Source organism: Microbacterium sp. J1-1 (assembly GCF_024498615.1).
Taxonomy (GTDB): Bacteria; Actinomycetota; Actinomycetes; order Actinomycetales; family Microbacteriaceae; genus Microbacterium; species Microbacterium aurugineum.
Genome location: NZ_CP089590.1, coordinates 161,490 through 173,563 on the forward strand (window position 1 = coordinate 161,490; position 12,074 = coordinate 173,563).

Below are 12,074 nucleotides of genomic sequence, written 5' to 3' on the forward strand. Positions count from 1 at the left end.
CATGACCTCTTCTGCGCTCGACACCCTCCTCGCCCGCATCGTCGAGAGCGGCGTGATCGATGAACCGGTCGCCGAGAACGGCCTGGTGTACGGGAGAGCGAGCATCGACGCGGCGGGCACGGTGGTGAAGGTCAACGTCGATCCCGAGTTCGACGGCGACCACGACGACGAGATCGACCAGGAGGCGTTGATCGCTGCGATCTCGCGCATCCTGTCCGTCAGCGAGTCCCGGTGGCGGGCCGTGGTCGACGAGGTGGCGACCGAGATCGACGATGCGGTCGACGATGAGCCGGTCGTCGAGCAGATCGATCTGCGTGATGACCTCGAGGCCACGTCGGTCGTGGTGTTCGCCGACGCCGTGCTGCTCGCCTTCCTCGCGCCGAAGCAGTTCCCCGATGCGCGGATTCTCGTGCAGTTGGATGAGGATCTCGAGGTCGACGGCATCGAGGTCCGAGAAGACCTGCTCGACCACGCATGACCTCGCGCATCGAGGACTATGCCCTGCTGAGCAACTGCCGCACGGCGGCGCTCGTCTCGCGCGCAGGAAGCATCGATTGGCTGTGTCTTCCGCGGCTGGACTCGGCGTCGACGTTCGCGGCCATGCTCGGAGACGAGTCCCACGGTCGCTGGCTGCTGCATCCGACAGACCCCGGGGCCGTGAGCACCCGGCGATACGACGAAGACACCTTCGTGCTCGTGACCCGGTGGGAGAGCGGAGACGCGGTCGCCGAAGTGCACGACTTCATGCCGATCGGCCTCGACCCCGATGCCGCCATCCGTCGTAGCGACCTCATCCGCAGGGTCGTCGGGGTGCGCGGCTCGATGCGCTTCGAGCAGCGGCTGAGCATCCGCTTCGACTACGCCAGGGTGATGCCGTGGGTGCGTCAGGTCGGTTCGCACGATGCCCCGTGTCTGGTCGCGATGGGCGGTCCCGATGCCGTGGCCGTGCGTGGTGCCGCTCTGGAGCCGATCGACCATCAGCATCGTGGCGAGCTGACGGTGACCGCCGGTGAGACGCGCGACCTCCACCTGACCTGGTTCCCGTCGCACCTCGACCTCCCTCCCACCCTCGACGGCGAGAAGGAACTCGGCGCGACGAAGCAGTGGTGGCAGGACTGGGCCGACCGGATCTCGCACGACGGCCCGCACCGCGACGAGGTGGTCAGGTCGCTGCTGATCCTGCGGGCGCTGACCAATCATGAGACGGGCGGCATCGCAGCCGCGGCGACGATGGCACTGCCCGAGGAGATCGGAGGCAGGCGCAACTGGGACTATCGCTACGTCTGGCTGCGTGATGCCGCGCTGACCCTCGAGGCCCTGTGCGCGCACGGCTTCCTCGGTGTGGCAGGCCAGTGGCGGGAGTGGCTGCTGCGGGCGGTCGCCGGTGATCCCGCCGATCTGCAGATCATGTACGGCCCGGCGGGGGAGCGAGATCTTCCGGAGCGTGCTCTGCCGCACCTGCCCGGGTACGAGGCGTCCACGCCCGTGCGGATCGGCAACGGCGCAGCCGACCAGTATCAGGCGGATGTCGTCGGCGAAGTCGTGGTGACGCTGTCGGCCGCGCGGGCGGCGGGACTCACCGAGTCGGGCTTCTCCTGGCCGCTGGAGCGTGAGTTGCTGCGGTTCGCCTCCGAGCAGATCGAGCGTCCGGATCAGGGCCTGTGGGAGATCCGCGGTGAGCCCCGGTACTTCACCCACTCGCGGGTGATGATGTGGGCGGCGTTCGACCGTGCGGTGCGCGCGGTCGAGGAGCACGGCTTCGACGGCCCCGTCGAGCGCTGGCGTGGGCTGCGGGATCGGATGCGCGAGGAGATCGATCGCGACGGCGTCGTCGACGGCCACTTCGTGCAGCACTACGAGACGACCGAGGTCGACGCCTCTCTCCTGCTCCTTCCGCAGGTGGGCTACTGTCGGCCGGACGACCCGCGGATGCGGGCGACGGTCGCACGGATCGAGCAGACCCTGATGGCGGGCGGGCTGGTGCGGCGGTACCGCACGGCGACGGGGGTGGACGGCCTCGCCGGGACGGAGGGAGCCTTCCTCGCGTGCTCGTTCTGGCTGGTCGAGCAGTACGCCATGACCGGACGGCGCGCCGAGGCGCAGGCACTCATGGAGAGGCTGTGCGCACTGGCGAACGACGTGGGGATGCTGTCGGAGGAGTACGACCCGGTGGTCGGGCGGCAGCTCGGTAACACCCCGCAGGCCTTCTCGCATCTTGCGCTCGTGCGGGCTGCCGATGCCCTGTCGCGGACGGAACCGCGGACGCGCTGACCTTTCCCGCGGTGCGAGCCCTTCCTAGGATGTGGGCATGGCGGAACCGGTGAAGAAGCGGGATCCTCTGGTCCAGCGCCAGAGGTTCTCCGTCAATGCGGCTCTCGATGACGCCTTCTTCGTGTTCGCCGGTCTTGCCGCGGTCTGGCTCGCGTACCTCATCGTCACCGAAGCGTTCTCGTGGGGCTGGTGGGCCATCGCCTTCGCGGTCGCGTTCTGGTTGCTCCTCGCCTACCTCGTCCTGCCGAGACTGCACGCGATCCTCACGCGCATCTACGTGCCCAGTTACTTCATCGGCCGCGCACGCACGAGTGACGGCCTGCTCGGCGACCCGGTGAACCTGGCCGTCCTCGGCTCGGAGGAGCAGCTCACCCGGTGCATGGCCGAGGCCGGATGGACGCGTGCCGACGACATCACCGCGGAGTCGACGTGGCGCATCGTGCTGTCGACCGTGCTGCGGCGCAGCTACGACGAGGCACCGGTCAGCCCGCTCTTCCTGTTCGGTCGTCGGCAGGACCTCGCATATCAGCAGGAGGTCGAGGGCAACCCGGCCAAGCGGCACCACGTGAGGTTCTGGCGTTGCCCCGAGGGGTGGATGCTGCCCGGCGGTCACCGCGTGGATTGGGTGGCTGCCGGCACCTTCGATCGGGCCGTCGGCTTCTCGCTCTTCACCCTCCAGATCACCCACAAGATCGATGCGGACATCGATATCGAACGCGATCACATCGTCGGCACGCTGCGCCGCGCGCACAGCGGCGTACGGATCGTCATCATCCGCGACTTCTCCACGGGCTATCACTCGCGAAACGGCGGCGGCGACAGCATCCACACCGACGGCGACCTGCCGGTCATCGATCTCCGCGGCGTCATGAAGGCGCCTGCCTCGGGCTCTGCCGGGGAGCCCGAGGAGCAGGCGCCGGTCACGGAACTGCGGGGGCTGTCGTGAAACGCCCTCTGGCCACGGGGCTCGGCGCCGTGCTGATGTCGCTCCGCGTGGTGTGGGGGTTCATCTCGATCCTCATCTACGCGCTGAACTGGGCGGCGATCAGAGAAGAGGTCTTCTCTTCCGAGAACGGCCTGGAGGCGGTGCCCGGGGACGTCGCCGATCTCCTGATCGTCATCGGTCTCTGCGCGCTCGGCGTCTGGTACGTGTTCTACGGCGTGCTCGCCGGGCTCGTGTTCGCCGGAGCCAACTGGGCGCGCATCGTGGCGATGAGCTTCGCCTCGCTCAGCATCATCGTCGTTTTCCTCGACTGGTGGAACGCCGGCATCCCCGTGACGTTCCGCACATCGCTCGCGAGCGTGGCCCTCGACATCCTCGTGCTGCTCGCCCTGTCGGCGCAGAGCGCACGCGGCTACGCCCGGAGAAACGACCCCCGCTCGATCACAACCACTTCTTATACTTGAACACCCCGTACAGGGCGACGGCGAACGCGGCCATCGCGCCGATCGCCATCGGATACCCGAAGGCCCAATGCAGCTCGGGCATGACGTCGAAGTTCATCCCGTAGACCGTGCCGACCAGCGTCGGCGCGAAGATGATCGCCGCCCAGGAGGAGATCTTCTTGATCTCGTCGTTCTGTGCGAGCCCGGCCTCGGTCTGGCGGCGGGCCACGAGCGCGGAGTGCACGGTCAGCGCATTCTCGAGGATGGCCCGGAACGAGTCGACCCGCTCGTTGACGCGGATCGTGTGGTCGAGGACGTCACGCAGCGACCGCTGCAGCTCCTCGTCGATGCGGTACTTCTCGGACCCGCGGCGCAGCCACTCCAGCATCCCGCTCAGAGGATGCACCGCCCGCTGGAAGTTGATCACTTCGCGGGAGAGTTCATAGATGCGCCGGGAGAGCGCGCTGTCGTCGGCGCCGTCGCCGAAGAGCTGGTCCTCGATCTCGTCGATGTCGTTGAGGAGCCCCGCCACGATCGGCTCGTACCCGTCGACGACCTCGTCGAGGATCGCGTAGAGCACCGCTTCCGGTCCCATCGCGAGCAGCTCGGGGTGGGCCTCCATGCGCATCCGGACGGCGGCGAGGTTCGGCGACTCGGCGTGGCGGATGGTCACCACGAAATCGGGGCCGACGAAGAGGTGCAGCTCGCCGAACTCGATCGACTCCTCCTTGTCGCGGTACCGGGCGGGGCGGAGGACGGCGAACAGGGTGTCGCCGTAGCGCTCCACCTTCGAGCGCTGGTGCCCGGAGAGCGCATCCTCGACGGCGAGGGGGTGCAGGTCGAACTCCCGGGCGACCGAGGCCACTTCCTCGGGGCTGGGCCGGTACAGCCCGATCCAGGCGATGCCCCCGGCCGCATCCAGCATCCGGTAGGTCTCGTCCAGGTTCTTGGGGGTCTCCACGCGACGTCCGTGGACGTACACGCCGTTGTCGATGAGCGCCATGGCGCGGTTCCGTTCTCGCGGGCGCACGGCAGCGGAGAGCTCCGTGCGCGGATTCGTCAGGGGCGGATGACGCCACCGACGCTGCGGGAAGGACGTGCGCGTGCGGATCGGAGGATCAACGCGAGAGCGCAGGGAGTCGCGACGCAGCGAAGGCGGCGTCGTAACTATCACCGGACATCGCCATCACCGCCTTTCGGGACTCTTCGGGTCGAGCGACCCAACGCGCCAGCATACTCCTGTCGCCTGGGAACATGCGTGCGGGATCAAAAAGGGACCGGGGAGAGCCCCCGCAGGCGCGTTTTCGATCCCGCACCCCCTCGAAGGAGAACCGTGCGGGCGTCAGGCGCGTCAGGGAGTGTCGAGTCCGACGAGCTCGGCGCTGCGCTGCCAGAGGGACTCGGCGAGGGCGGCGTCGTTCACCTGGGGGTTGACCTTCGTCGTGAGTACACGTTCGTCGTAGTACGCGCCCGAGAACCAGGTCTCGTCGGGAGTGCCTTCGATGAACCAGCGCAGTGTCGCGCCGCCTTTGTCCGGACCGATGAGCATGATGCGCTTGAGCGGCGTGCGGTAGAGCAGCCGCATGATGCTCGACGACTCGGACGCGAAGTTCGTGCGCACGGTGCCGGGGTGGAAGGCGACCGCGCTCAGACCCTCGGCGTGGAACCGCGCGTGCAGACTCTTGGCGAACAGCACGTTCGCGAGCTTCGCATCGCCGTAGGCCTTGTTCGGGCTGAAGCGGCGGGTGTTGTCGAGGTCGTCCACGTCGATGTGGCCGAACAGGCGGTGCGCGATGCTGGAGGTGTTGATGACCGCGCCTTCGACCTTCCGCACGTGCGGGAGCAGCAGGTTCGTGAGCAGGAACGGCGCCAGGTGGTTCACCTGCATGGTCTTCTCGAAGCCGTCCGCCGTGGGGGTCTGGTCGCCGAAGATGCCCCCGGCGTTGTTCGCCAGCACGTGGATGCCGTCCTCACCGACGGCGTCGGTGATCTTCGCGGCCAGCTCCCTCACGTCGTCGAGGCGCGCGAAGTCGGCGGTGAACCACGAAGCACCCGTCTCCTGGGCGACCGCGCGGGTCTTCTCGACCGACCGACCCACCAGGATGAGGCGATGGGCGGAGGCGGCGAGCTGGCGGGCGGCCTCGGCACCGATACCGTCGGATGCCCCCGTGAGGACGATCGTCTTCGACGTGTCGGGAACCGCGGACGGGCCTCGATCGTTGTCCGGGGTCATGCGTCGTCGCGCGGTTTCGGGCGCGGCGGCGCGGGGCGCAGCGGGTCGGCGCGGGGAATCCGCTCGGGCTCGGGCTCGGGCTCGGGCTCGGGTTCCGGCTCGGGCGTGTTCTCGGCAGGGGCAGCAGGCGACGGGGCAGCGGTGGCGTGTGCCGGCAGTTCCCGCGCGACCTGTTTCTCGAGCACGGTCACCGCGTCTTCGGAGAGCAGGATGAGTCCGTCGAGCTCTTCGCGCACCCGCTTGTAGGCGACGTTGCGCTCGGCTTGTGTCGCGGACTCATCGACGGCGACCTTGAGCAGTTGCTGCGCCCGCTCGAGGCGTTTGCGCTCCGGCTCCGTGAAGGTCGAATCGCGGAGGCGCCGGGCATCCTTCTCGGCGATCTCGAACGCGACGGCGTAATCGCCCACGGCCTGCAGGTACTCGGTGATCTGCTGCTCCGACACCTTCGCATCGGCGGACGCCGGTCGCAGGGCATCCGCGGTCTTCTTCGCGCGGAGGAACGCCGCGGTCAGGGGCTGGCGTCCGTCGCTCATGGCGGGGAACGCGATGAGCTTCGCCACGTCCAGCTCGTAGTCGAGCCAGCGTGCGGTGATCTCGTCATGCTCGGCGAACAGACGCGCGACCAGGTCGTTCGGGGCGACGGATGCCGTCGTGTCGACGACGGAGGGTCCTCGGCGCTTGTTCTGCTGGGTGAGCGCGCGCGCCTCGATCTCGGCGGTCTTCAGCTGTGCCTTGATGCGAAGGGTCTCCAGGCGGCGCTCGTGACGGCGCTTGGAGTTGCGCTCCCAGGCCTTCGCCGCACCGCCGGCCATTCCCATGATGGGGAAGATGAGCCACCAGTAGTTGCCGGCGAAGTTCCAGAAGCCCTGGATGAACTCTTCCATGATGGGTTCAGCCTACTGCGCACGGTCGTCGCCGTCCTCTCTCCTGCGCAGGGGTTTCCAAAGGCTTTGTCATTGATATAGTCAACGCAACTGACTTGCAAAGCCGGAACCGGAGAGTTGGACGATGATGACCCCTTCCCGCACGACGATGACGCTGGACTGCGACGGCATCGGCATCGCCGCAGAAGTCCGTGGATCGGGCCCCGCCGTGCTGCTGCTGCATGGGTATCCGGAGACCAAGGCCATGTGGGAGGAGGTCGCGGCGGAGCTCTCCACCACACATACGGTCGTCGCAACGGATCTGCGCGGCTACGGCGACTCGGCGAAGCCGCGCGGCGAGCGCTACTCCAAGCGTGAGATGGCGGCGGATCAGGTCCTCGCGATGCGGACGCTCGGCTTCGAACGCTTCGCCGTGGTGGGCCACGACCGGGGCGGGCGGGTCGGGCATCGGATGGCGCTCGACCATCCGGAGGCCGTGACGGCGCTGGCCGTGCTCGACATCGTGCCGACGCTGCACATGTTCGAGAACGTCGACCGCGAGATGGCGACCGCCTACTTCCACTGGTTCTTTCTCGCGCGCGCTGACGGGCTGCCCGAAGCGCTCATCTCCGCCGACCGCGAGACCTGGCTGCGCAGCCGCTTCACCGGACGCCGACATGACGGTGATCGGCTGCCCGATGCTTACGCGGAGTACCTCCGCTGTTTCGACGTCGACACCGTCCACGCATCCGGCGCCGACTACCGCGCGGCAGCGGGCATCGACCTCGACCACGACCGCGCAGACCGCACGGCAGGGCGCAGAGTGGATGTGCCCGTGCTCGCGCTGTGGGGAGAGCACAGCTACGTGGGGCGCAACTTCGATGTGCGCGCGGCGTGGGCTCCCTACGCGCCCGCAGTAACCGGCGCTCCGATCGACGCGGATCACTACCTCGCCGAAGAGGCGCCGCGGGCCACGGCGGCCGCGCTCCGGGTCTTCCTCGCCGAGGCGGTCGCGGCATGAACGTCCGCACCCAGGCGATCGAACGCCTCGACGCACTCGTGTCCATCGAGACGCCGACCGGGGATGCCGCTGCGCTCGCCGAGGCGCAGGCTCTGGTGCGCTCCTGGATCGAACCCGTGCTGGGGGTGCGCGGCGAGATCGAGAGCGTCGACGGGGTCGAGCATCTGCTGTGGCGAGGGGGGTCCGCGCCGTCGGTGCTGTTGCTCGGGCACCTCGACACCGTGTTCCCCCGGGGCACCATCCGGCACCGGCCGTTCCGGCTCGAGGGCGACCGCGCGACCGGCCCGGGGGTCTTCGACATGAAGGCCGGCATCGTGATCATGGCCGCGGCGCTCGAACGCGTCGCTCATCCCAGTGAGGTCGCGGTGCTGCTCACCAGTGACGAGGAGGTCGGCTCGCTCACCTCGCGCGCCCTCATCGAACGCGAAGCCGCTCGCGCAGGCACCGTGCTGGTGCTGGAGCCGAGCCTCGACGGGGCGCTGAAGATCGCCCGCCGCGGCGGAAGCATCTACCGCGTCGCGCTCACCGGGCGCGCGGCACATGCCGGACTCGAGCCGTGGAAGGGGCGCAGTGCCCTCATCGAGCTGGCGCACCACGTGCTCGCGCTGCCCGAGCTCGCCGACGAGGAGCGCGGCACCACGGTCAGCCCCACGGTCGCCCACGCGGGAACCGCGACGAACGTCATCCCGGAGCACGCGGAGGTGCGCGTCGACGTCCGGGCCTGGACGCTCGACGAGCTCGAGCGGGTGGATGCCGCGATGCAGGGCCTCGACCCGCATACCGAGGGAGTGGGGGTCGAGGTCAGCGGCGGGATCAACCGTCCGCCGATGGAGGAGCGTTCATCGGTCGACCTGCTGGCCTGCGCGCGGCTCGTCGCCGAACGGCTCGGTCATCCGGAGGTCGAGGCGGTGTCGGCCGGCGGTGCTTCCGACGGCAACTTCACGGCAGCCGTCGGTGCTCGCACCCTCGATGGTCTCGGACCCCGCGGTGCCGGGGCGCACGCCGACCACGAGTGGGTCTCGATCGACTCCATGATCGAGCGGATCGACCTGCTCGCCGGCATGCTCGACGAGCTGTCATCCGCTCGCACCCCCGCATCCTGAAGGAGATCTCTCGCTATGAAAGAGACTGCTCGCGCCGAAGGGCTCTCTCATCCTGAAGGAGACTGCTCGCGCCGAAGGAGACTGCTCGCGCCGAAGGAGACTGCTCGCGCCGAAGGGCTCTCTCATCCTGAAGGAGATCTCTCGCTATGAAGGATTCCTAGCCCAGAACGCTCCTTCAGGACGTGTGTTCTCCTTCAGGACGTGTCTTCTCCTTCGGGACGTGTTTTCTCCTTCAGGACGTGTCTTCTCCTTCGGGATGTGTGTTCTCCTTCAGGGCGTGTGTTCTCCTTCAGGGCGTGTGTTCTCCTTCAGGACGTGTTTTCTCCTTCGGGGCGCGTGTCTCCTTCAGGGCGTGTGTCCCTCCAGGCGCGCACACGGGCTCGGGTGTCAGGTCCCGGGAGCGTGCCGTTCGATGCTCTCCAGCAGCAGGTCGAGGGCGGTCTCCCAGGCACGCGGATCGCGCACGGCGGGAAGGGTGTCTCCGGCCCAGGTGATCGCGGGGAACTCTTCCGGGTCGAGCCGGCGGAAGTCCATCTGCCAGGTGAGCTCGTCGGAGTCCTGGACATCGGCGGGAAGAGCGGTCAGGGCGGCCTGGATGCTGGACGCCGAGCGGATCAGCTGCCCGAGCGCGCGAGCGTACAGCGCAGCCTGCTCACGGTCGTACCCGCCGCGGCGGAGAGCCCCGATCGAGAACTCCATCGACGAGAAGTCGGTCGGGCGGCGCAGTGCCATCTGCAACGCGAACTCCGGGTAGCGCATGTAGTGGTCGTGGATCAGGTGCGCCTGCCGTCGCAGGTCGTCGAGCCAGTCGTCGGTCGCCACCAGGCCGCCGCTGTAGGAGCGGGCGCGGAGGGTGTCGATCAGGGCGAGGAGCAGCTCGTCCTTGTCGCGGAAGTGCCGGTAGATCGAGGTCGGGTGGGCGCCGAGCTCCTCGCCGATCGCCTGGAAGGTGAGCCGGTCGAGCCCCTCCCGTTCGACCACCCGGTCGGCGGCGGCGACGATGATGTCGCGGCTCAGGGAATCGCGGGCGCGGCGTGGGCGGGTGGTCGAGCTCGTGGCGCGTGTCGGCGTCTTCGCCGGTTCCGCGGCCTTCCGTGTCGCCATCGGGGCACTCCGTTCGTCGTCGCGTATCGGTCACGCAGAGATCACGGTACCTCACCGTCGTCACGGTGTCTGTCAGTGGCATCGACAAGGTGGCGGGGCACTACCCGTAGCGACTAGCCAGTGTTATAGTCAACGTCATTGACCAGGTGAGAAGGAGCAAGGATGCTGCAGAGCCCGGAAGAGCCGACGACGGATGCGGTCGAGGAGCGCTTCGCCGTGCCGTACCTCATGACCGTGCGCCCCGCCTCGGGCGCGGAAGACCTCGCCCTGGTCATCGAGAATCATCCGGACGGTGCTCGCGGATGCCTCTGGCATGCACCCGACGCCCCGGGGGAGCCGTTGCCCTTCGAAGTCAGCACGGGCGCGATCGTCACGAACGACGGACGGTGGATCGTCGACCTCGACGACGGCGGCGGCTCCGAGGTCGGGACCCTCGTCGCCACCTCGCTCGACGGTCGTGAGCGCGTCGCACTGACCCCCGGCCGCGAGCCCTACGTCCTGCGCGGCCTCACGATGTCGCACGACGGCTCCGCCCTGGTGGCCACCGTCGTCGATGAAGACGGCTTCCACGTGCTGGTGATCCCGGCGGCTCCGTGGGGTGAGCCGAAGGTCGTCTACTCCCACCCCGTCGAGGCCTGGTTCGGTCTGCCGTCGGCCGACGCCTCGCTGGTCTCGATCGACACGACCGCCCACAACCCCGGTATCCGTCGTCCGCTGATCACGGTGGTCGACGCCGTGAGCGGCACGCCCGTCGCCACGCTCGACGACCTGCCGGCCGGGCCGGTCCGTGCCGTCGGCTTCTCCTCGGAGGCCGAGGATGAACGCCTGCTCCTCAACACCGAGCGCAGCGGTTTCTCGCGTCCGGCCATCTGGCATGTCCGCACGGGTGAGCGGCACGACTTCGACCTGCCCCACCTCGCCGGAGAGGTGATCGCCCTCGACTGGAACGCCGCTGCCGGGCGGGTGCTCGCGCTGCACGTCGACGGCGGCATCCATCGGCTGCTGGAGCTCGACGAAGCCGACGGCACGGCACGGACCGTGCTCGAAGGAGGGAGTTTCGCGGAGCCGGACGTCGCGAGCCTGCATCCGTACTACTGGACGTCGTACTACGCACCGGGGGGCACCGTGCGAGCGCTGCGCTCGAGTTGGGACGTGCCGCTGCGAGTGACCGAGGTCTCCGCCGACGGGCACGAGGCGACCCTCATCGCATCCGCGAAGGTCCCTCCCGGGCAGCCGCTCACGTCGACCCTCGTCACGAGCGCCGACGGTACCGCGGTGCAGTTGTGGTCGGGGCGTCCGGCAGGACGTGCACCGATCGGCACCGTTCTCGAGATCCACGGCGGACCCAACTTGGTCGCCGTCGATCACTACAACCCGTCCGCTCAGGCCTGGATGGATGCCGGCTTCGCCTACGCGTCGCTGAACTACCGCGGCTCGGTGACGTTCGGGCGTGCGTTCCGCGAAGGCTTCTGGAATGTCGGGGGCGACCGGGAGATCGAGGATGTCGCTGCGGCGATCGACTGGTTGCGCGGGCAGGGCCTCGCGGACCCGGCTTCCACGTTCATCACCGGGGCGTCCTACGGCGGGCACATGACGCTGCTCAGTGTCGGACGTCTCCCCGAGCTGTTCGCCGGTGGCTTCGCCCACGTGGCGGTCGCCGACTGGTCGGTGACGATCGAGGCCATGAACCCCGCGGTGCGCACGGTGTGGAGTTCATGGGTCCCGCCCGAGCTCGTCGAACGCTTCTCGGCCATCACCTACCTCGACGACGTCACGGCCTCCGTCTGGGTCAATCAGGGCTCCGTCGACACTCGCACCCCGGTCATCGGAGTGCAGGGCTACGTCGATCGCCTGCGCGCCCGCGGCGGTGACGCCGTGCTCGAGATCTTCGAGGGCGGGCATGAGCCCACGGGTCTGAAGGGTGCCGCGCACGACCAGCGTCGCATGCACGAACTCGCCCTGCGGACCCTCGCCGGCGAGCGTTGGGATAACGAATCTCGCCGCTAGTCACGAACATTGACTAAAAGGCTTGCTATCTTTTCCGGTCAGTCCTAGAGTCGGACCAATACCCGCACGACAGCACGTTCGCACTG

The 12,074-nt window shown here is 68.4% G+C and carries 11 protein-coding genes; 7 read left to right on the top strand and 4 right to left on the bottom strand.

The features are described from left to right. The first annotated feature begins 1 nt into the window (after position 1). The 4 genes from LRQ07_RS00775 to LRQ07_RS00790 are packed head-to-tail and all read left to right on the top strand — an operon-like array spanning position 2 to position 3,678. The gene (locus tag LRQ07_RS00775) at positions 2 to 478 is read left to right on the top strand and encodes a cytochrome C5 (protein ID WP_131492822.1); all 477 of its coding nucleotides are present in this window, start codon (positions 2 to 4) and stop codon (positions 476 to 478) included. Further along, the gene (locus LRQ07_RS00780; protein ID WP_232762933.1) at positions 475 to 2,271 is read left to right on the top strand and encodes a glycoside hydrolase family 15 protein; all 1,797 of its coding nucleotides are present in this window, start codon (positions 475 to 477) and stop codon (positions 2,269 to 2,271) included. Before LRQ07_RS00775 ends, LRQ07_RS00780 begins: the two co-directional genes overlap by 4 nt. Before the next feature lie 37 nt (positions 2,272 to 2,308). Next, positions 2,309 to 3,217, top strand: a complete 909-nt coding sequence (locus LRQ07_RS00785; protein ID WP_232762932.1) for an LssY C-terminal domain-containing protein — start codon at positions 2,309 to 2,311, stop codon at positions 3,215 to 3,217. After that, a complete protein-coding gene (locus tag LRQ07_RS00790) occupies positions 3,214 to 3,678 on the top strand; it encodes a hypothetical protein (protein WP_232762931.1) in 465 nt (154 codons plus the stop codon). The genes LRQ07_RS00785 and LRQ07_RS00790 overlap by 4 nt, the downstream gene beginning before the upstream one ends. Here LRQ07_RS00790 and LRQ07_RS00795 read toward each other — a convergent pair. The 3 genes from LRQ07_RS00795 to LRQ07_RS00805 form a co-directional block, all read right to left on the bottom strand. Then, complete coding sequence (locus LRQ07_RS00795) at positions 3,656 to 4,660, bottom strand: magnesium and cobalt transport protein CorA (protein ID WP_047523995.1); 1,005 nt, start codon at positions 4,658 to 4,660, stop codon at positions 3,656 to 3,658. The genes LRQ07_RS00790 and LRQ07_RS00795 overlap by 23 nt on opposite strands. A 348-nt stretch (positions 4,661 to 5,008) precedes the next feature. Next, positions 5,009 to 5,890 (bottom strand): SDR family NAD(P)-dependent oxidoreductase, encoded by an 882-nt coding sequence (locus LRQ07_RS00800; RefSeq protein WP_256535536.1) that lies wholly within the window; start codon positions 5,888 to 5,890, stop codon positions 5,009 to 5,011. Next, the gene (locus tag LRQ07_RS00805; protein ID WP_256535537.1) at positions 5,887 to 6,774 is read right to left on the bottom strand and encodes a hypothetical protein; all 888 of its coding nucleotides are present in this window, start codon (positions 6,772 to 6,774) and stop codon (positions 5,887 to 5,889) included. The genes LRQ07_RS00800 and LRQ07_RS00805 overlap by 4 nt, the downstream gene beginning before the upstream one ends. 124 nt (positions 6,775 to 6,898) lie before the next feature. On the opposite strand from LRQ07_RS00805, the gene LRQ07_RS00810 reads away from it, so the two are divergent. Beyond that, a complete protein-coding gene (locus tag LRQ07_RS00810; RefSeq protein ID WP_256535538.1) occupies positions 6,899 to 7,774 on the top strand; it encodes an alpha/beta fold hydrolase in 876 nt (291 codons plus the stop codon). Continuing rightward, positions 7,771 to 8,877: a M20 family metallopeptidase gene (locus LRQ07_RS00815; protein WP_256535539.1), complete on the top strand. Its 1,107-nt coding sequence runs from the start codon at positions 7,771 to 7,773 to the stop codon at positions 8,875 to 8,877. Before LRQ07_RS00810 ends, LRQ07_RS00815 begins: the two co-directional genes overlap by 4 nt. Positions 8,878 to 9,264: 387 nt before the next feature. Here the strand turns inward: LRQ07_RS00815 and LRQ07_RS00820 are convergent, their stop codons facing one another. Next, positions 9,265 to 9,981 (bottom strand): TetR/AcrR family transcriptional regulator, encoded by a 717-nt coding sequence (locus LRQ07_RS00820; RefSeq protein WP_131492748.1) that lies wholly within the window; start codon positions 9,979 to 9,981, stop codon positions 9,265 to 9,267. A 162-nt stretch (positions 9,982 to 10,143) separates the two neighbouring features. Here LRQ07_RS00820 and LRQ07_RS00825 point away from each other — a divergent pair, with 162 nt between their 5' ends. Then, positions 10,144 to 11,988, top strand: a complete 1,845-nt coding sequence (locus LRQ07_RS00825; RefSeq protein WP_256535540.1) for an alpha/beta hydrolase family protein — start codon at positions 10,144 to 10,146, stop codon at positions 11,986 to 11,988. The last annotated feature ends 86 nt before the right edge of the window (positions 11,989 to 12,074 follow it).